This window comes from Pseudoclavibacter sp. Marseille-Q434 (genome assembly GCF_050315415.1).
In the GTDB taxonomy this organism is placed as follows: Bacteria; Actinomycetota; Actinomycetes; order Actinomycetales; family Microbacteriaceae; genus Pseudoclavibacter.
Window position 1 is genome coordinate 844,915 of record NZ_JBNPQH010000002.1, and the last position, 18,998, is coordinate 863,912.

At 69.3% G+C, this 18,998-nt stretch carries 20 protein-coding genes; 16 read left to right on the top strand and 4 right to left on the bottom strand.

What is annotated here, in order from left to right; genetic code table 11:
• Window positions 1-29: 29 nt before the first annotated feature.
• The 7 genes from ACQFZP_RS10890 to ACQFZP_RS10920 all read left to right on the top strand — a co-directional run bounded on the left by ACQFZP_RS10890 (window position 30) and on the right by ACQFZP_RS10920 (window position 6,803).
• Window positions 30-995: an alpha-ketoacid dehydrogenase subunit beta gene (locus ACQFZP_RS10890; RefSeq protein WP_104254611.1), complete on the top strand. Its 966-nt coding sequence runs from the start codon at window positions 30-32 to the stop codon at window positions 993-995.
• Window positions 996-1,050: 55 nt separating this feature from the next.
• Window positions 1,051-2,484, top strand: coding sequence for a dihydrolipoamide acetyltransferase family protein (locus ACQFZP_RS10895; protein WP_211891308.1), 1,434 nt, complete (start codon window positions 1,051-1,053; stop codon window positions 2,482-2,484).
• A gap of 172 nt (window positions 2,485-2,656) precedes the next feature.
• Complete coding sequence (locus ACQFZP_RS10900; protein WP_211891309.1) at window positions 2,657-3,775, top strand: metal ABC transporter substrate-binding protein; 1,119 nt, start codon at window positions 2,657-2,659, stop codon at window positions 3,773-3,775.
• Entirely contained in the window at window positions 3,772-4,581 is an 810-nt protein-coding gene (locus tag ACQFZP_RS10905) for a metal ABC transporter ATP-binding protein (RefSeq protein WP_211891310.1), read from the top strand. The genes ACQFZP_RS10900 and ACQFZP_RS10905 overlap by 4 nt, the downstream gene beginning before the upstream one ends.
• Complete coding sequence (locus tag ACQFZP_RS10910) at window positions 4,578-5,504, top strand: metal ABC transporter permease (RefSeq protein ID WP_211891311.1); 927 nt, start codon at window positions 4,578-4,580, stop codon at window positions 5,502-5,504. Before ACQFZP_RS10905 ends, ACQFZP_RS10910 begins: the two co-directional genes overlap by 4 nt.
• Before the next feature lie 2 nt (window positions 5,505-5,506).
• The gene (locus ACQFZP_RS10915; protein ID WP_179555538.1) at window positions 5,507-6,343 is read left to right on the top strand and encodes a metal ABC transporter permease; all 837 of its coding nucleotides are present in this window, start codon (window positions 5,507-5,509) and stop codon (window positions 6,341-6,343) included.
• Window position 6,344: 1 nt separating this feature from the next.
• Window positions 6,345-6,803 carry a Fur family transcriptional regulator gene (locus ACQFZP_RS10920; RefSeq protein WP_211891312.1) on the top strand — a complete coding sequence of 153 codons (459 nt, stop codon included), beginning with the start codon at window positions 6,345-6,347 and terminating at the stop codon, window positions 6,801-6,803.
• A 54-nt stretch (window positions 6,804-6,857) separates the two neighbouring features.
• Here ACQFZP_RS10920 and ACQFZP_RS10925 read toward each other — a convergent pair whose 3' ends face one another.
• Window positions 6,858-7,838: an aldo/keto reductase gene (locus tag ACQFZP_RS10925; protein WP_211891313.1), complete on the bottom strand. Its 981-nt coding sequence runs from the start codon at window positions 7,836-7,838 to the stop codon at window positions 6,858-6,860.
• Between the two features lie 153 nt (window positions 7,839-7,991).
• Between ACQFZP_RS10925 and ACQFZP_RS10930 the strand changes: the two genes are divergently transcribed.
• The gene (locus ACQFZP_RS10930; protein ID WP_179555541.1) at window positions 7,992-8,252 is read left to right on the top strand and encodes a hypothetical protein; all 261 of its coding nucleotides are present in this window, start codon (window positions 7,992-7,994) and stop codon (window positions 8,250-8,252) included.
• A 113-nt stretch (window positions 8,253-8,365) separates the two neighbouring features.
• Here the strand turns inward: ACQFZP_RS10930 and ACQFZP_RS10935 are convergent, their stop codons facing one another.
• The gene (locus tag ACQFZP_RS10935) at window positions 8,366-9,250 is read right to left on the bottom strand and encodes a nitrilase-related carbon-nitrogen hydrolase (RefSeq protein WP_211891314.1); all 885 of its coding nucleotides are present in this window, start codon (window positions 9,248-9,250) and stop codon (window positions 8,366-8,368) included.
• 104 nt (window positions 9,251-9,354) lie between these two features.
• On the opposite strand from ACQFZP_RS10935, the gene ACQFZP_RS10940 reads away from it, so the two are divergent.
• From ACQFZP_RS10940 to ACQFZP_RS10960, 5 genes are read left to right on the top strand one after another with little or no spacing between them, the layout of a single operon-like run.
• On the top strand, window positions 9,355-9,528 hold the full coding sequence (locus ACQFZP_RS10940; RefSeq protein ID WP_179555543.1) for a hypothetical protein: 174 nt from the start codon (window positions 9,355-9,357) through the stop codon (window positions 9,526-9,528).
• Window positions 9,525-11,027: a purine-cytosine permease family protein gene (locus ACQFZP_RS10945; protein ID WP_211891315.1), complete on the top strand. Its 1,503-nt coding sequence runs from the start codon at window positions 9,525-9,527 to the stop codon at window positions 11,025-11,027. Before ACQFZP_RS10940 ends, ACQFZP_RS10945 begins: the two co-directional genes overlap by 4 nt.
• A gap of 2 nt (window positions 11,028-11,029) precedes the next feature.
• On the top strand, window positions 11,030-12,121 hold the full coding sequence (locus tag ACQFZP_RS10950) for an alcohol dehydrogenase catalytic domain-containing protein (RefSeq protein WP_211891316.1): 1,092 nt from the start codon (window positions 11,030-11,032) through the stop codon (window positions 12,119-12,121).
• 49 nt (window positions 12,122-12,170) lie between these two features.
• A complete protein-coding gene (locus tag ACQFZP_RS10955; protein ID WP_104313353.1) occupies window positions 12,171-12,824 on the top strand; it encodes a TetR/AcrR family transcriptional regulator C-terminal domain-containing protein in 654 nt (217 codons plus the stop codon).
• Window positions 12,817-13,650 (top strand): SDR family NAD(P)-dependent oxidoreductase, encoded by an 834-nt coding sequence (locus ACQFZP_RS10960; RefSeq protein WP_211891317.1) that lies wholly within the window; start codon window positions 12,817-12,819, stop codon window positions 13,648-13,650. The genes ACQFZP_RS10955 and ACQFZP_RS10960 overlap by 8 nt, the downstream gene beginning before the upstream one ends.
• A 12-nt stretch (window positions 13,651-13,662) precedes the next feature.
• Here ACQFZP_RS10960 and murQ read toward each other — a convergent pair whose 3' ends face one another.
• Window positions 13,663-14,583: an N-acetylmuramic acid 6-phosphate etherase gene (murQ, locus tag ACQFZP_RS10965; protein WP_211891318.1), complete on the bottom strand. Its 921-nt coding sequence runs from the start codon at window positions 14,581-14,583 to the stop codon at window positions 13,663-13,665.
• Window positions 14,584-14,719: 136 nt separating this feature from the next.
• On the opposite strand from murQ, the gene ACQFZP_RS10970 reads away from it, so the two are divergent.
• The 3 genes from ACQFZP_RS10970 (at window position 14,720) to ACQFZP_RS10980 (ending at window position 18,186) form a co-directional block, all read left to right on the top strand.
• Window positions 14,720-15,601: a MurR/RpiR family transcriptional regulator gene (locus ACQFZP_RS10970; RefSeq protein ID WP_211891319.1), complete on the top strand. Its 882-nt coding sequence runs from the start codon at window positions 14,720-14,722 to the stop codon at window positions 15,599-15,601.
• Window positions 15,602-15,774: 173 nt separating this feature from the next.
• On the top strand, window positions 15,775-17,769 hold the full coding sequence (locus tag ACQFZP_RS10975; protein WP_211891320.1) for a glucose PTS transporter subunit IIA: 1,995 nt from the start codon (window positions 15,775-15,777) through the stop codon (window positions 17,767-17,769).
• Window positions 17,770-17,919: 150 nt separating this feature from the next.
• Window positions 17,920-18,186 carry a hypothetical protein gene (locus ACQFZP_RS10980; protein ID WP_211891321.1) on the top strand — a complete coding sequence of 89 codons (267 nt, stop codon included), beginning with the start codon at window positions 17,920-17,922 and terminating at the stop codon, window positions 18,184-18,186.
• Window positions 18,187-18,201: 15 nt separating this feature from the next.
• On the opposite strand, the gene ACQFZP_RS10985 is transcribed toward ACQFZP_RS10980, so the two are convergent.
• Window positions 18,202-18,897: an alpha/beta fold hydrolase gene (locus ACQFZP_RS10985; protein ID WP_211891322.1), complete on the bottom strand. Its 696-nt coding sequence runs from the start codon at window positions 18,895-18,897 to the stop codon at window positions 18,202-18,204.
• Window positions 18,898-18,998: the final 101 nt, after the last annotated feature.

The following is an 18,998-nucleotide window of genomic DNA, read 5'->3' on the forward strand; positions in this document are numbered from 1 at the left end:
CTGAGGCGGATGCGCCGGAGACGGTCACCATGCCCCTCGCGAAGGCCATCAACGCCGGCCTGCGCCGCGCCATGGAGGACGACGACAAGGTCGTCCAGCTGGGCGAGGACATCGGCACGCTCGGCGGCGTCTTCCGCGTCACCGAGCACCTGAAGCGCGACTTCGGGGCGAACCGCGTGCTCGACACCCCGCTCGCGGAGTCCGGCATCATCGGCACGGCCATCGGCCTCGCCATGCGCGGCTACCGGCCCGTGTGCGAGATCCAGTTCGACGGGTTCATCTTCCCCGGCTTCGACCAGATCACGACGCAGCTCGCGAAGCTCACGAATCGCAACGAGGGCCGCCTGCAGATGCCGGTTGTCATCCGCGTGCCGTACGGCGGACACATCGGCGCCGTCGAGCACCACCAGGAGAGCCCTGAGGCGTACTTCGCGCACACCGCCGGCCTGCGCCTCATCTCCCCGTCGACGCCCAACGACGCGTACTGGATGATCCAGCAGGCGATCAAGAGCAACGACCCCGTCATGTTCTTCGAACCGAAGAGCAAGTACTGGCAGAAGGGCGAGGTCAGCCTCGGCGCTCCTGCCGCGGGGATGCACGCGAGCCGCGTGGCCCGCACCGGCACCGACGCGACGGTCGTCGCGCACGGCGCCATGACCGCAGTCGCTCTGCAGGCCGCCGCCGTGGCCGAGAACGAGGGCATCAGCATCGAGGTCATCGACCTGCGCTCGCTGAGCCCCATCGACTACGCGCCCATCGTCGAATCCGTTCGCAAGACGGGTCACCTCGTCGTCGCGCAGGAGGCGCCGTCGAACGCGAGCATCGGCTCCGAGATCGCCGCGACCGTGCAGGAGCGGGTGTTCTTCTCGCTCGAAGCCCCGGTGCTTCGCGTGTCGGGCTTCAACGTGCCCTTCCCGCCAGCCAAGCTCGAGGCGAGCTACCTGCCTGACGCGGACCGCATCCTCGAGGCCGTCGACCGCTCGCTCGAGTACTGACCTCGGCACCCGACGCCCGCACGCACCCTCACGCACAGATAGAGACAGCACGCATATGAGCACCGAGAACTTCGAACTCCCCGACGTCGGCGAGGGACTCACCGAGGCCGAGATCGTCTCCTGGCACGTCAAGGCCGGCGACACCGTCGAACTGAACCAGACGCTGTGCGAGATCGAGACCGCCAAGTCGATCGTCGAGCTGCCCAGCCCCTTCGAGGGTCGCGTCGTCGAGCTCTTCGCGAGCGAAGGCCAGACGGTCGACGTGGGCAAGCACATCCTCTCCATCGAGACTGCAGGTGCCGGCAGCGGCGCCGAGGAGCCCGCCGCGGCACCTGAGGCTCCGGTGGCCGACCAGGAGTTCGACGCGGCTCAGGCGGATGCGGCTTCGACCGTCTCCACTGAGGGTGCCGAGTCCGGCGCCAACTCGGTGCTCGTCGGCTACGGCCTCGGTGACGCGCCGACCACCCGCCGCCGCAAGAAGTCGGCGGCGCCCGCCCAGCCGACGCGACCCGCGCAGATCCCGGCTCCTGCCCAGCCGTCGCACCGCCCGCCCGCGCAGGCTCCCGCACCGGTCGCCGGGGGAGCGCAGCCGCAGGCCCGGCCCGGGTCGGTGCCCGCCGCATCCGCATCGCCGATCATCGCGAAGCCTCCCATCCGCAAGCTCGCGAAGGACCTCGGCGTCGACCTGTCGCAGGTCGAGCCGACCGGCCTCGCCGGTGAGACCACGCGCGACGACGTCATCCGCCACGCGCAGCAGGCGAGCGTCTTCAAGAACCTCGAGACTCCCATCTGGGGCGAGGTGCGCGAGGAGAAGCACCCCGTCAAGGGCGTGCGCAAGGCGACGGCGAACGCCATGGTGTCGTCGATGTTCACGGCCCCGCATGTCACGCTCTTCACCGACGTGGATGCGACCCGCACGATGGAGTTCGTGAAGCGCCTCAAGGCGTCGCCCGACTTCGCGGGCGTGAAGGTCTCGCCGCTCCTGATCGTGGCGCGCGCCGTGATGTGGGCGATCCGTCGCAACCCGACCGTCAACGCGGCGTGGACCGACGAGGAGTACACCATCAAGCACTACGTGAACCTCGGCCTCGCCGCCGCGACACCGCGTGGGCTCATCGTGCCGAATATCAAGGACGCGCACGCCATGACCCTGCACCAGCTGGCGCAGGCCATCGAGCAGCTCACCTACCGCGCCCGCGACGGCAAGACGCCGCCCACCGAGATGCGCGACGGCACGTTCACGATCACCAACATCGGCGTCTTCGGCATGGACACGGGCACGCCCGTCATCAACCCTGGCGAGGTCGGCATCCTCGCGCTCGGCACCATCAAGCTCAAGCCGTGGGTGTTCGAAGACGAGGTTCGCCCCCGCATGGTGACGACCCTCAGCGCCTCGTTCGACCACCGCCTGGTCGACGGCGACGTCGCGAGCCGCTTCCTCGCCGACGTGGCGACCATCGTGGAAGAGCCCGCGCTGCTGCTCGACTGAGCAGGTGGAAGCCCTGCTCATGCGGGGCGCCGGCCGCTGACGCGTCCGCCGGGTCACACAGAGTTGTGGCGCGACGTCTCTGGTGCCCGCTGGAGGCGCATCCACCCACAACTCTGGCCGAAGCGCCCGAGCGTAATTGACATTGATTCTCAGTACGTTTTACACTCCACTGGTGAACCTCCGCACTTCTTCCCTCATCGCCCTCGCCGGACTCTCGACGCTCGCCCTGGCCGCGTGCTCCGGCCCGGCCGCCGGCACCGATGCATCCGCTGCCCCCACGGCGGAGGGCGAGGCATTCACTGTCGTCGCGACGACCACGCAGGTCGCCGACTTCACGCGTGAGCTCACCGACGGCCTGAACGTCGAGGTCACGCAGTTGCTGCAGCCAGGCATGAGCGCGCACAGCTTCGAGCCAACTCCCGCCGACCTCGTCGCGCTCGGCTCGGCCGACCTCGTCGTCTCGAGCGGCGCCGGCCTCGAGGAGTGGCTCGACGCGGCCGTCTCGTCGAGCGGCTACGCGGGTGAGGTCGTGGACGCATCCGCCGGCGTCACCCTCTCAGGCAGCCACGAGCACGACCACGGCGAGGAAGCGCACGCGGAGGAGGGCCACGACCACGCTGAGGGCGAAGAGCACAGCCACGCTGAGGGCGAGGAGCACTCGCACGCCGAGGAGACCACCGCCGAGGCCGACGGTCACGAGCACGCCGAGGGCGAAGGCAACCCGCACACCTGGACCTCGCCCGCCAACGCGAAGCTCATGGCGACCGAGATCGCGACGCACCTCGAGGAGCTGCCCGGCATCGACGCCGCCGCGGTGCAGGCGAACGCCGACGCGTACGACGCCGAGCTGACCGAGCTCGACACGTGGATCGCCGCGAACGTCGACGCGGTGCCAGAGGCCGATCGGGTCGTGGTCACGAACCACGACGCGCTCCACTACTACCTCGAGCAGTACGGCATCACGTTCGTCGGCTCGATCATGCCGAGCTTCGACGACAGCGCAGAGCCGAGCGCCGCCGAGATCGACGCCCTCATCGCCGAGATCAAGGAGCACAACGTGAAGGCGATCTTCACGGAGACGCAGCTCTCGCCGCAGAACGCGGAGACCATCGCAGCGCAGACCGGCGCGAAGGTCTTCTCGGGCGACAAGGCGCTGGCGACGGATGCGCTCGGCGAGCCGGGCACCCCCACCGGCACGTATGTCGGCGCGACGGTGCACAATACTCAGATGATCATCGAATCCTGGGGCGCGACAGCGACCGACGTGCCTGAGGCGCTCGCTCAGCAGTGACGTCTCCCAGCCCCCTCGTCTCGTACCGCGACGCCTCCATTGCCTACGGCAGGGAGGCGCCTGCGTTGACCGGTGTGTCGTTCGAGGTGGGGGAGGGCGACGCGGTCGCGCTGCTCGGCCCGAACGGCGCCGGCAAGTCGACGCTGCTGCAGTCGCTCCTGGGGTTGCTGCCGACGTCCGGCACCGCCGAGGTGCTCGGCACGACTCCCGGGGCTCGCGCTTCCGAGGTGGGCTACCTGCCGCAGTCGACGCACATCGACCCCGACTTCCCCGTCTCGCTCGGCCAGGTGGTCATGATGGGCCGCTACCGTCGCCTCGGTCTGTTCCGCTGGCCGGGCGCCGCTGACCGCGAGGTGGTTCGGCGCGCGATCGAGACGGTTGGGCTGACGGAGCTCGCGAAGACCACGTTCGGCGAGCTCTCCGGCGGGCAGCGCCAGCGAGCCCTCCTCGCACGCGCCCTCGCGACCGAGCCCAAGCTCATCCTGCTCGACGAGCCCTTCAACGGCCTCGACCGCACGAACCGGGACGCGCTCATCGCGACCCTGCTTCGCCTCCGCGAGACGGGCGTCGGCATCGTCGTCTCGACGCACGACCTCGAGCTCGCCCATGAGGTGTGCTCGCACGTGCTGCTGCTGAACGGGCGGCAGATCGCTGGCGGTCCGATCTCTGAGGCGCTGACGGATGCGGCGCTCGCGGCCGCCTTCTCCGGCACGTCCGCCGACACGGAAGCGCACGGCGGCGCCCATGGCACGCTGTGCGCGCCGGGCGGCGACGACGCGGACGAGCACGAGCGGGCCCGGGTGTGACCGACCTCTCCGTCCTGCTGCAGCTGCCGTTCGTGCAGAGCGCGGCCATCGCCATCATCGTGCTCGCCGTCGCGAGCGCCATCGTCGGCACGGCCCTCGCCCTGCGCGGCCTCGAGTTCCTCAGCGATGGGCTCGTGCATTCGGTGTTCCCCGGCGTGGTGATCGGCTTCATCGCCGCTGGCACCGACGGCGTCTATGTGGGCGCCGGCATCGCGGCCCTCCTCGCGACGGTGGCCCTGACGATCGCCACGTCCAAGGGCATCGGCTCGGATGCGACCATCGCGGTGGTGCTCGCCGGCGCCTTCTCGCTCGGCATCGTCATCGTCTCGCGCAGCGTCGACTACGCCTCGGGCCTCGAGCACCTGCTGTTCGGGCAGCTCCTCACCGTGTCGAGCGGCGACATCGTCGCGATCTGCGTGCTGGGCGGCGCCGCGATCGTCCTGGTGCTCGCGACCTGGAAGGAGCAGCTGCTCGTCTCCTTCGACCGCAAGCAGGCGCAGGCCTCCGGGCTGCGGGTGCTCGCCTACGAGCTGGCGCTGAACGTCGCCATCGCACTGGTGGTCGTCGCCGCCGCGCGCGCGGTCGGCAATCTCCTTGTCCTCGCGCTGCTGATCGTGCCCGTGGCCGTCGCGCGCCTCGTCGTCCGGCGCGTGTGGGCGATCGTCGCCGTCTCGCTGCTCGTCTCGGTCGGCTGTGGACTCGTGGGTCTCTGGGCGGGACTCTGGCTGTCACTGGATGCGGGCATCCAGGCTTCCCCGAGCGCTGTGCTCGTGCTGGTGCTCGTCGCGCTGTATCTCGTGGTCGTCGCCGTGACGAGGCTGGCCGCGCTCGGCTCCTCCGATCGGGGACGGCGGCGCGCAGCCGCAACCCGCGCCGGCACGCCCCGCGCCGCTGAGCCCACGCGCGCCGAGGCGGTCTCGTAGCCGTGGACTACTTCTCCCTCGCGCTCCTCACGGGCACGCTCGTCGGTCTCCTCAGCGGCCTCGTCGGCGTGCTCGTGCTGCTGCGGCAGCGTGCCTTCTACACGGTCGCCCTCACCCACGCGACGTTCCCGGGCGGCGTCTTCGCGGCCGTCGCCGGCATCAATATCGTGGTGGGCGCATCCATCTTCAGCCTGCTGCTCGTGGCGCTCATGGCGGCGCTGTCGCGCGTGCCGAGGCAGGGCAAGCAGGTCGCCGCCGGCATCATCCTGAGCTTCGGCTACGCGCTCGGCATGCTATTCGCGTCGCTCAACCGGGGCCAGTCGGTGCGTGTCGACTCGTACCTTACGGGGTCGATCCTCGCCATGAACCCCACCAACGTGTGGCTGCTCGGCGGGGCCCTCGTCGTGGTCGCGCTCGTCTACGCGCTGTTCGGCAAGCAGCTGCTGTTCTCGAGCTTCGACGCGCGCGGCTTCCGCGCCGCCGGCTTCCGTGAGGGCACATGGGACCTCGTCGCGCTTGCCCTCATCACGCTCACCGTGGTCGTCGCGATGCCGGCGATCGGCTCGATCCTGGCGATCGCCATGATCGCCGCCCCGGCCGCCGCGGCTCGGCTGCTCACCAAGCGCATCGGGTGGATGCTCGCCCTCTCCTGCGTGTTCGGTGTCACGGCGGCGGTGGTCGGGCTGCAGGTCTCGCGGTCGCTGTCGTTCGCGGCCGGGGGTTCGATGGCGCTGGCGGCCGTCGCGATCTTCGTGGTCGCGCTGTGTGCGAAGGGGATCACGCAGCGGTTCGCGCAGGGCGTCTCGCATCGCGCATCCGCCCCGGGTATCGTCGGCTGACATGAGCGACGAGACGAACGGTGAGAGCGGCACCACCGCCGAGGCTCCCGCGGCCCCCGTCAAGCGGAACACCCGACAGCGGGAGGCCGTGCGCCGAGCGCTGGCCGAATCGTCGGAGTTCGTGAGCGCGCAGGTGCTGCACCAGCGGCTGTCGGCCGCGGGGGAGCGCATCGGACTCGCCACCGTGTACCGCACGCTCGGTGCGCTCAGCGAGAGCGAAGAGGCCGACTCGCTGCAGAACGCCGAGGGTGAGGTCGTCTACCGCGCCTGCGAGATGGGCGAGCACCACCACCACCTCATCTGCCGCAACTGCGGCGCGGCCGTCGAGATCACGGCCGACCCCGTCGAGCAGTGGGCCGCGAGCGTCGCCGCGAAGCACGGCTACACGCAGGCGAGGCACGTCGTCGACATCTTCGGCCTCTGCCCGAAGTGCACGGCGCTCGCGGAGGCGTCCGCGTAACTCGCCGATGCGACGTCCAGACGTCCGCGGAGCATGCGCTCCGCGGACGCAAGCTCACCAGCGGTTGTGGACCGTCGCGCGGAAGTAGCGATCGTAGATCTCGTGCACCTCGGCGTCGAGGCCGGTCGGAAGCTCCAGCGACGCGGCGGAGGTGTTCGACTCCACCTGTGCAGGGTTGCGCGCGCCGGGGATGACGCTCGTCACGCCGTCCTGAGCCGCGACCCAGGCGATGGCGGCTGCAGCCGGCGTGACACCCTCGGGGAGGGCTGCCGCGAACGCGCGGGCGGCTTCCACGCCGGTGGCGAAGTCTACGCCCGAGAAGGTCTCCCCGACATCGAACGCGCTGCCGTCGCGGTTGTAGGTGCGGTGGTCGTCGGCCGCGAAGGTCGTGTCCTTCGTGTACTTGCCGCTCAGGAGGCCGGAGGCCAGCGGCACGCGTGCGATGATGCCGACGCCGGCTTCCCGCGCCGCCGGCAGCACGCGATCGAGCGGCTTCAGGCGGAACGCGTTGAGGATGATCTGCACCGAGGCCGTTCCCGGCCGGGCGATCGCAGCGAGCGCCTCGTCGGCCGTCTCGACGCTGACGCCGTAGGCGGCGATGGAGCCCTCGTCGACGAGGGTGTCGAGCGCGTCGTACACGGCGTCGTTGGAGAACACGGGCGTCGGCGGGCAGTGCAGCTGCACCAGATCGAGCGTGTCGACGCCCAGGTTCGTGCGCGAGCGGTCCGTCCAGGCCCTGAAGTTGTCGAGCGTGAACTCGGCAGGATCCTGCGGGCCTCGCCGCCCTATCTTCGTGGCGACGAACACGTCCACGTCGGGGATCTCGCGCCGGAACGTGCCGATCAGCGATTCGCTGCGGCCGTCACCGTAGACGTCGGCGGTGTCGAAGAACGTAACGCCGCGCTGGACGGCGGTGCCGAGCACCTCGAGGGCGGCTCGCTCGTCGACGTCACCCCAGTCGGCACCGAGCTGCCAGGTGCCGAGACCGACGATGGACACAGGGCGGCCAGTACGACCGAGGGTTCGCTGAAGCATGCCAGATGCTAACGCGCCGCGCCTGACTCGGTGCCGAGTGGCGGGTGTCGAGCGCGCTGTCGAGCATTGAGCCATGGCGACCAGGGCCGGTGCTGGTGTCCGGCGTTCGCAGCGTCGACGCCGCATCCAGTTACCGCCCGTAGGGTCGATGGCATGAAGCCCGAACAGGAAGCCGCTCCCCAGCAGGTCGCCGTCTGGTACTTCGTCGCGGCGACCTTCATCTTCGCGGCCCCGGCCTTCGCCACGGACGTTCCGGTCTGGGTCCGCATCGCGTCGCTGGCCGTCGGGCTCGTGTTCGTCGCCATCGGTGGGCGACAGCTCGGCCGAGAGATGGGCGCCCGAAAGACGGCCCGCGAGGGAGCACAGCCTGACGAGCCCTCGTCCGGGGCGATGGAACCCCCGCGCGGCTTCTGAGCGGAGGGCCGCGACTGCTCATCGCTGCCAGCCATAGTGCCGTTCTGGGCACTCCAGAGGGGCCACTCGACTGGCAGCGATCGCGCGGAGGCGGGCGTCGCCTGGAGCCAGCCTTACGGTCGCAGGTCCTTCAGGTACGTGTTGACCTCGCGGGCCTTCGCAACCTCAGATGACAGGAACTGGGCGCTCAGCAGCTCCGTCCCGTCGCGGCCGGCCGTGGCGAGCGTGTTGCCGTAGGGGCTCGCGATGGTGCTGAGTCCCGTGAATCCGGGGCCCGAGTGGTTCGCGTAGGCGATGTAGAGCCCGTTCTCGAGGGCGCGGACGGGCACCATGTGGGTCGAGATGACCTCGGCGTTGTAGGAGTGGCCCGGCTGTCCGCCCTCGACGTCGCCCGTCGAGGGGACGGCTGTCGGGATGAGCAGCGCCTCGGCGCCCGCGACGGCCGCGCGGCGCGCGATCTCGGGGAACTCGATGTCGTAGCAGATGGCGAGTGCCACCCTGAGGCCGGCGAGCTCGACGACCTCGGCGGGCGCATCCCCGAGGTCGAAGACCTCCTGCTCCTCGCCGCCGAAGAGGTTCGACTTGCGGTAGCGGGTGAGCTCGTTCCCGTCGCTGCCGAACAGCGACGCCGAGATGAAGCGGCGTTCGGTGGTCGCGCCCGCGGCGAACCCGGCAGAGCGCTCGACCGTGTGCTCGACGGTGGATGCGACGATCGCGATCCGCAGGTCGGCGGCGATCTGCGCGATCCGCTCGCGGATGGCCGAGCCGTCTTCGGCGGCGACCTTCGCCGGGGCGTACCCGGTCGCGAAGAGCTCCGGGGTGACGAGGATGTCGGTGCCGTCTCCGGCGGCCCGCTCCGCGAAGGAGCGCAGCACCTTGAGGTTGTCGTCGATCGCGCCGACGGCGCCCTGTGCCTGCAGTACGGAAATCAGCGCCATCGCCAGCCTCACATCGTCTCGGTGCCCGTCGAGTCTCACCCTGGCGGGTGTCGACGTCATGTCCCCGAGAATAGCTCTTGACACGGTGGGGGACACCGCTCAAGATAGCCGAAACCGAAAGTAATTCGGTTGATCTGGTTTCGACGACGAGAGCAGGACCCCCAATGGACATGCGCGACCCGGAGATCACGGCCGATCTCAAGAGACGACTCGACACTATCGCGAGCGCTGAAGCAGGTGACGTCGCACACGACCCGCTGAGCGGTCGCGACATCGGACTCTTCGCCCTAACCTGCGTCGCCCTCGTGGCCGTCGGTGCGCTCGTGGTGATCCTGTGAGCGGGGCCGCCAAGCGCGAAGGCGTCGAGGGGAAGCTCGAGGGAGCATCCGCCGAACTCGACCAGGCCGCGACCTTCGGCTCGCTGCCGCTCCTCAAGAAGGAACGCATCTGGTCGGGCTGGGACTACAGCTGGGTCAATCTGAGCCTCGCGATCGCGACGTGGGCTTTCCTGGTCGGCGGCTCGACGGCGCTGCTCGTCGGATTCCAGGACGGCATCGCCGCGATGGTCATCGGCAACGCCATCGGCCTCGGCATCATGGTGCCGGCCGCGACGGCAGCGAGCGCCCGCTTCGGGGTCGAGCAGTACACGATCCTCCGACCCGTCTTCGGGCTCATCGGAGTCGGGGTGCTGGTCTTCACCGTCATCCTCGTCACCGAGATGGGCTGGTCGTCGCTGCTCGCGATCATGGTCGGCCGCGCCGTCACGCAGGTCGCCAACGGGGCGGCAGGCACCGACTTCGGCTCAGGCAGCTTCCTCGTCACCGCGGTGGGCCTCGTCGCGATCCTCATCGCCTGGCTCATCCTCTCGCGCGGCCCCGTCACGATCGGCAAGCTCAACCGCTTCGTCGCACCCGGCCTCGTGCTCGTCACCGTCTTCATGCTCTTCTTCCTCGTCGCGAACACCTCGTGGGAGGCGCTGTTCGCCGCCGAACCGCTCGCGCCGTTCGAGGAGTCGCAGCTCAACTTCATGCTCGCCGTCGAGTTCAACGTCGCGGTCGGCTTCTCCTGGTACCCCGTCATGGGGTCTATGGCGCGCATGACCCGCTCCCCGAAGGCCGCCCTCTGGCCCGCGTTCACCGGCCTCATCGTCGGCACGCTCGTCGCGCAGATCGTCGGCATGGCGGCGGCGCTCACGCTCGGCGACTCCGACCCAACGGTCTGGATGCTGCCCCTCGGCGGCCCGATCCTCGGCGCGTTCATGCTGCTGTTCATCTCCTTCGCCAACATCACGAGCATGTCGTCCATCGTCTACTCGACGGTGCTCGCGATCAGGCAGGCGAGCGGCAACCTCCTCGGGCGCGTGCCCTGGCCGCTCCTCTGCGGCGCGTTCTTCGTGCTCCCCGCGATCCTCACGTTCTTCCCCGACTTCATGTACCAGCAGTTCATGGTCTTCGTCACGATCTCCGGCGCCTTCCTCGCCGCCATGTGCGGCGCGATCCTCGCCGACTACTTCGTGCTCCGACGCCAGTGGGTTCGTCTGCCAGACCTCTACAAGCTCCGCAGTGGAAGCGCCTACCACTTCACGGGAGGCGTGAACTGGGCCGGCATCGCCTCCGTGGTCGTCGGTGCCGCCTTCTACCTGTGGATCTACAACCCGGTGACCCTCGAGACGCACCCGCTCTTCCTGCTGCTCACCGCATCCGCGCCCGCCACCGTGCTCTCTGGCGGCGTCTACCTGCTGCTCGCCCAGCTCCTCTACCGGCGCCGCGGCGTCGGGGCCTTCACGGACACGGCGACTACGACCACACACCACACGACCACCCGGAAAGGGGTCTGACCATGCGCGCACAAGCGGCAGTTCACTTCGAGGGAAGCAGCGAACTCCAGATTCGCGAGATCGAGGTCGCTGAACCAGGACCAGGGACCGTGCTCGTGAAGCTCGGCGCCTCCGGCGTGTGCGGCTCCGACCGGCACGTGCTCGACGGCGACTGGCAGCTGCCGTCGCCCACCGTCATGGGCCACGAAGGTGCCGGCGAGGTCGTCGCCATCGGCGAGGGCGTCATCGACGTCGAACCCGGAGACCACGTCATCCTCAGCTGGTTCTACCCGTGCCGTCGCTGCACGGCCTGCCTCAGCGGACGTGCCTACGTGTGCACGGGCAGCCGCAGCGAGGAATGCGTGCTGCCGGATGGCACGACCCCGCTCGCCCTCGACGGAGAGCCGGTGTACCCGTACCTCACCGCGGGCACCATGAGCGAGTACGCGGTGGTCCCCGAGTCGGCCGCCATCAAGGTGCCGAAAGAGGTGCCGTACGACGTGGCCAGCCTCATCGGCTGCTCGATCGCGACGGGCGTCGGCACCGTCGTCAACGATGCCGAGGTCGACGCGGGGGAGTCGGCGGTGGTCGTCGGTGCCGGTGGCGTCGGACTCAGCATCATCATGGGGCTGCAGCTCGTCGGCGCGAACCCGATCATCGCGATCGACCTCAACGAGGACAAGCTCGCCGCCGCCCGCGAGCTCGGCGCCACCCACACGATCGTTCCCGGCCCCGACCTCGCGGCCCAGGTGGCGGAGATCACCGGCGGTGGTGCCGAGTACGCGTTCGAGGCCATCGGCCGCGTGCAGACCATCGAATCGCTGCCTGGCCTCATCGCGCCGGGCGGCACCGCCGTCATCGTCGGACTCCCGCCCGCGGACGCCCCCGTGTCATTCGACGCGCTCGCCCTCGCAGAGACCGGCAAGCGCCTCATCGGCACCAACTACGGCTCGACCGTGCCGGGACGCGACTTCCCCAAGCTCGCCGCGCTCTACCTCGCAGGGCGCCTTCCCGTCGACAAGCTCATCAGCGAACGCATCCAGCTGAGCGAGGTCAACGAGGCGTTCGACGCCATGCGGAGAGGCGAGCGAGCGCGAAGCGTCATAGTCTTCTGAGGTGAACGCTCGCGCAGATGTCGTGCGCTGAGAACGAGGGAGTCTGATCATGGCACGTCCGAGAATTCCGATCCTGTCTCCCGAGAAAATCTGTCTGGCCGCGCTGGAGCAGATCGACCGCAAGGGTGACTTCTCGATTCCGGTGCTCGCGAAGGAGCTCGGGGTGAGCGCGTCGTCGATGTACCACCACGTGCACGGGCGAGCCGGCATCGTGAACGGCATCCGGGCGCTCATCAGCACGGAGCTGTCGCTGGCGATCGGGCTCGAGGACGCCACCGACGAGGACCTCGCGGCCTTGGCGGCCATGAGCTGGCAGGACCAGGTGCGCCGGTGGTCGAAGGACTACACGCGAGCCCTCGCGAAGCATCCGCTCGCCCTGCCGATCATGGTGCAGGAGCCCGTCAGCGACGAGCAGACGCTCGAGGTCTACGAGGCGATCGCGATCACGTTCCGCTCGGTGGGGTTCACCGACGAGCAGGCGCTCGTCGCGATCGCCGTGCTCGAGGGGCTCACGTTCGGGAGAGTGGTGGATGCGGCCTCGCCACCCATCCCGTGGTCGGCCGACGCCGACATGCATCCGGTGCTCCACGGCGTGACGCGGTCGCTCGAGCCGTCGCGCCGCCTCGAGCTCGCGTTCGACTTCGGCCTCGAGGCGATCATCGCTCGCCTCGAGGACGTCCTGGCGGCGAACGCTCGTGGCTGAGGCGAAAACGGTCGTCGTCACGGGCGGCTCGGACGGAATCGGGGCCGCGGCCGCGCGGTCGCTTGCTGCCAAGGGGTGGCGGGTCGTCGTCGTCGGACGCAACGCCGCCAAGACGGCTGCGGTCGCGAGCGAGATCGGCGCCGAGTCGTTTGTCGCCGACTTCTCACGCCTGAGCGAGGTGCGCGAACTCGCGGCGTCGCTCGTCGCCGAGGTCGGCCCGATCGACGTACTCGCGAACAACGCGGGCGGGATCTTCGGCGACACGACACGAACCGTCGACGGCAACGAGCTGACGCTGCAGGTCAACCACCTCGCACCGTTCCTGCTCACGAACCTCCTGTTGGAGGAGGTCCAGGTCGGGGTGGTCATCAACACGGCGAGCATCGCGGCACGCCTCATGGGTCGCATCGATCTCGACGACCTGAACAACGACGCCCGCTTCAGCGCCAACAAGGCCTACGGCGACGCGAAGCTCGCCAACATCCTCTTCACGAAAGGGCTGCACCGTGGACTCGCGGGGCGGCCCGTCGCGAGCGTCGCGTTCCACCCCGGGGTCGTCGGCACGAACTTCTCCTCCGATTCGACGAGCCTCATGCGGCTGCTCTACCGCACGCCGCTCGCGAAGCTCTTCACCATCAGTGCCGCGAAGGGTGGCGAGACGCTGGAGTGGTTCATCGCTGGCAAGCCGGGCGTCACCTGGCAGGCGGGCGAGTACTACGACGAACGCCACCACGCGACGAACGTGAACCCGCAGATCTTCGACGAGGACCTCATCGAGGGCCTGTGGAAGCGCAGCGCCGAGCTCGTCGGGCTCACAGCCGACTGAGGCGGCACCGGATCAGACCGCGGCGAGATCGACGGCGCGGCGCACGTTGCCGTCGGCCTCACGCAAGAGGGCGGCGGCCTGTTCTGCGTCGCAGTCCGCGAGCAGCATGACCACGGCGGTCTTCGCGTGATCGCCCGCCGAGGCGAGCGCCGCGTCGGCGTCAGGGCGTGCGGCCCCGGTGGCCTCGGCGACGATGCGCTGCGCACGGTCGACGAGCTTCGCGTTCGAGGGGCGCACGTCGACCATGAGGTTGCTGTAGGCCTTGCCGCCGCGAACCATGCTCGCCGTCGTGAGCATGTTGCAGACGAGCTTCTGGGCAGTGCCAGCCTTAAGGCGTGTGGATCCGGTCAGAACCTCCGGGCCGGTCACGACCTCGATGGCGATGTCGGCTTCCGCGCTGATCGGCGCGTTCGCGTTGCAGGCGATCGAGATGGTCGCGGCGCCGCGCTGTCGAGCGGCCCTGAGGCCACCGATGACGTACGGGGTGCGTCCGCTCGCCGCCAGCCCGACGACGACGTCGCTCGCCTGCAGGCCAACAGCGTCCAGCTCGCGGGCCGCGAGCTCCGGATCGTCCTCGGCGCCCTCGACGGCGCGGACGAACGCTCGCTCGCCACCAGCCATCACCCCGAGGACGTCTTCCGGCGCGGTACCGAAGGTCGGCGGGCATTCGACGGCATCCAGGAGCCCGAGGCGGCCGCTCGTCCCAGCGCCGAGGTAGATCAGTCGGCCACCCGCGCGCCTGGCTTCCGCGATGCGGTCCGCAGCACGGGCGATGGTCGGGAGCGCTGAGCGCACAGCCCCGGCGACCGTCGCATCCTCGTCATTCATGAGGCGCAGGATCTGCTCGGTGCCGAGGGTGTCGAGGTCCAGCGTTCGCGGGTTTCGCGCCTCCGTGGAGAGGGTTGCTAGCGTCGAGATCTCGTCGTTTGGCATGCTCGTCTCCGGTTTCTGACTCGCCACGGCGCAAGTCTTGTCGCAAAAGTACACGATTGACGCTGGGTAAGTAAATAATCTTCGAGGGTCTTGGCGGTCCCCGCTCGATACGCTGTCTGTGGAAAGCAGGTGGATCGTGGGTACAAAGGGCGCTGGTGCGAACTCTCGCACGGTACTTGTCGAGGTGCGGGCGCTGCTGCCGTCGCTCCGGCAGTCGGAGCGACGCATCGCGGAAGCGCTGCTCGCCGACCCCGAAGGGTTCGCGACGAGATCGATGGCGGAGATCGCGGAGCTCGCAGATACCTCGACGACCACGGTCGTGCGGTTCACGCGACGTGCCGGATACGCGCGGTTCCGCGATCTGCGCCACGACCTCACCGAGCAGAACCTCCGGGAGCGCCTCGCCTCGAGTGCGGGGGTCGCCCCGGCAGCAGATATCTCCCCGGGAGACTCGCTGTCCGACGTGGTGGCCAAGATCGCGATGAACGAGACGCTCTCGATCGCCGATACCGCGGAGATTCTGGACATCGATGCACTGGCGGCCGCCGTCGAGGCCATTGCCGGCGCCGCTCGTGTCGACATCCACGGGATCGGTGCGAGTTCCGTCGTCGGCGTCGACCTGCAGCGCAAACTGTCGCGGATCGGGCGCATCGCCCTCGAATGGCCGGAAGCGCATGCTGCGTGGACCGCCGCCGCAGTCCTCGACGAGCAGGCTGTCGCCATCGCCATCTCGCACTCCGGCTCCACCGCCGGGGTCGTCGAGTTCCTCCGCATCGCGAAGGCGACCGGGGCGACGACGATCGCGATCACGAACCACGAGCGGTCGCCGCTTGCCGCCCTGGCCGACATCGTGCTCCGCACCGCGGCGCGGGAGACGCCGTTGCGTTCTGCTGCTCTTGGCAGCCGGATCGCGCAGCTCATGGTCGTGGACTGCGTCTTCACCGGTGTCGCGCAGGTCGACTACGAGGGATCTGTCGCCGCCATCGAGAAGACGCACCAGGCGGTCCTGCGGGGCTGAGGGCGCCGGTTGCTCGGGCCTGAGTTCACGAACGGTCCTATCGCGCCTGGTCCCGTCACGCCCGGGGCCTTCGGTGCTGACGTGTGCCCCCTTGGGGAACTTTTTTACCTTTTCGTGTCACATCCTGGTACTGTTCTTCAAAATTCGAGCAATGTCGCGAGAAGAGGATGCCCATGAGCGCAAACGACGAACTCGCCAGCGAGCTGCTGCGGTTGCTCGGTGGCGCCGGCAACGTCGCCGGTGTCGAGAACTGCATGACGCGGATGCGTGTCAGTCCCGTCGACCGCGACCTGATCGACGAGACCGCGATCAAGTCCCTCCCGGGTGTGCTCGGCGTCGTCGACGACGACACGTACCAGGTCGTGCTCGGCCCCGGCAAGGTCACCAAGGTGACCGATGCCTTCCGCCAGCACCTCGGGGCGGCCGGTGCCGACGCCGATGCGCTCGCGGCTCGCGGAGCGGCCATCAAGGCGGGACAGAAGCAGCGCAACAACACCCCGTTCAAGAACTTCATCCGCAAGATCGCCAACATCTTCGTGCCCCTCATCCCGGCCCTCATCGGAGCCGGCATCGTCGCGGCCGTTCGCGGCCTCCTGGTGAACTGGGTCACGGTCGGGACGGCTCCGGAGTTCGTCGAGGCGGTGGTGCCGGCCCTGACCGTCATCGGCTCGGCATTCTTCGCGTTCCTGCCGATCTTCGCGGGCATCAACGCCGCGAAGGAGTTCGGCGGCACACCAGCACTCGGCGGTGCCGTCGCCGCGATCATCGTCTTCGCCGGCATCAGTGACGTGCAGTACAGCCTCCCCGTCCTGGGCGACATCGTGCTCGCGCCGGGTCAGGGAGGCGTGATCGGGGCCATCTTCGCGGCCGGTCTCTGCGCCTGGATCGAGCGCAGCCTGCGCGGGAAGATCCCTGATGCCATCGACATCCTCGTCACGCCGACGCTTGCGCTCCTCATCTCCGGTCTGGCCACGATCTTCGTGTTCATGTTCGTCGCGGGCAACATCGCGAGTGCGATCGGCACGGGCGCGATCTGGCTGCTCAGCAACTCCGGACTCCTCGCAGGGTTCGTGCTCGGCGGGCTGTTCCTGCCGCTCGTGATGCTCGGCCTCCACCAGGCGCTCATCCCCATCCACGCGACGCTCATCGAGCAGGTGGGCTTCACGCCGCTGCTCACGATCCTCGCGATGGCGGGAGCTGGCCAGGTCGGCGCCGCACTGGCGATCTACTTCAGGCTGAACCGGAACAAGTCGCTGCGGACAACGATCAAGGGCGCCCTCCCGGTCGGCATCCTGGGCGTCGGAGAACCGCTGATCTACGCGGTCACGCTCCCGCTGGGTCGCCCCTTCCTCACTGCCTGCCTCGGCGGCGCGGTCGGTGGTGCAGTTGCGGGTGCCTTCAATCAGTTCGCCGGTGCCTTCGGCGCGACGGCGATCGGCCCCTCCGGGTGGGCGCTGCTGCCGCTGCTGCAGAGCGACAACGGCCAGGGATACGCGATCCTCGCGTACGTCGTCGGGCTCCTTGCCGGGTACGTCTCCGGCTTCCTGATCACCTACTTCTGGGGCTTCACCCCAGCGCTGCTCGCCGAGCACAACGCGGATCAGGACAAGTACGGCGCGTCGGAGAGCCAGGATGCGGATGCTCCGAGCGCAACGGGGTCAGCGTCGGCGGTCGCCTCCGGGACCCGGGCGGTCATGGGGCAGCGCATCGACATCCTCGCTCCGGTGGAGGGGTCGATCATTCGTCTGTCGGACGTGCAGGACGAGGCGTTCTCCGCGGGAACCATGGGTGACGGCTTCGCCGTCGAGCCGACGTCCGGTGACTTCCGGAGCCCCGTATCCGGAACTATCACGGCACTGTTCCCGACCGGCCACGCGTTCGGCGTGACGACCGCCGAAGGGCTCGAGGTGCTTGTGCACATCGGCCTCGGCACCGTCGACCTGCAAGGGGAGGGCTTCGACCTCAAGCGGGCGGAGGGTGACGTCGTCGAGGCTGGCGACGTGGTCGTCGCCGTGGATCTCGAGGCCGTGCGTGCCCGGGTCCGGTCGCTCGCCACGCCCGTGGTCGTGCTGAACGGCGCGGCATTCCCGATTGTCGAGCGTCGCACGCAGGACGGGCCACCGCTCACGGTGGAAACCGTTGTCGCCGCCACTTCGGTGCGCAGCTGAGGCAAGGGGCGGCCGGCACGCGGTGCTGGTCGCCCACCTCGACGAGCGCGGCGCTGGCGTGGGTGAGCCGGCAGGACGTCAGGCGTTCTCCGGGCGCTCGGACCTGCGCACGTTAGCGTGGAGGTACGGGCGACGATCGGGGGCGGCACCATGGCTGAGAGCGGCAGGTTCCAGAGCCTCCCCGAACGGGTTGACCCGCGCGACTATTCGATCGACGTGCCGGCGTCCGAGCCGGCGGGCGTGACCGAGCAGCTCCCGCCGGCCGGCTCGCCGGAGCTCATCGCCGCGACACAGCTCGCCCAGACGTCGAGCGGCATCGGCTCTCGACGGCGCCCGCAGATGCGCATCGGCGTCACCGTGCTCGCGGCGGTTCTGGGTGGGGTCGCGCTGCTCGCGGTGCTCCAGGTCTTCCTCTAGCTCCCCTCAGCGTTCTCAGCCGGTCACGGCGTCGACGACGGCGGCCGCGAGTTCGTCCGGCTTCGTGAGCTGCGGCCAGTGCCCGGCCGGGAGCTCGACGATGCGCACGGATCGCGCACGGGTGAGCTCGGCGACGTAGGGGTGGCCGTCGCCCATGAACTGTCGAAGCATCGGCTCGGGCATGGTGCTCGTGATGACGACCGCCGGCACGTCGTAGCGGCGCTCGTCGCTGAGCTGCTGCCTCTCCGTGGCCACGCCAACGGGCTCTGGCACGGCGATGTCTGCGAGTCGCTGCCAGGCCTCCTCCGTTATGTCGACGAGGTCGGGTTCTCCGAAGACGCCCCGGTCTGGCAGCGGCACCGCACCGCCGGAAGACTCGAAGCCGTCGTTGATCACACCTCCGTCTGCGAGCGGCCCGGAGTCGACGTAGACGACCCGCGAGACGCGGTCGGGGCGTGCATCCACCGCCCCGTAGGCGACCGCGCCGCCGCCGCTGTGGCCGACGAGCACCACGTCGCCGTCGAGGGCGTCGATGAGCGAGGCCACCGCGTCGATGTGGGTGCGCAGGCCAACGCCCGCCGCGTCTTCACCCGGGGCCTTGCCCGGCAGGGTGAGGGGGTGCGCGGTGTGACCCGCGTCTTCGAGCGATCGCGTGACCGGGGCCCACGAGTCGCCGGTGAGCCAGAAGCCGGGGATGAGGATGATGTGCATGGCGCTGACGCTACCCACGGCCGCCGACATTCCACCGCGAGTCGGTGGCGGTCTCACAGATCAGCTCGCGGAGGCGTACACGTTCTCCGAAAGAGCGACGC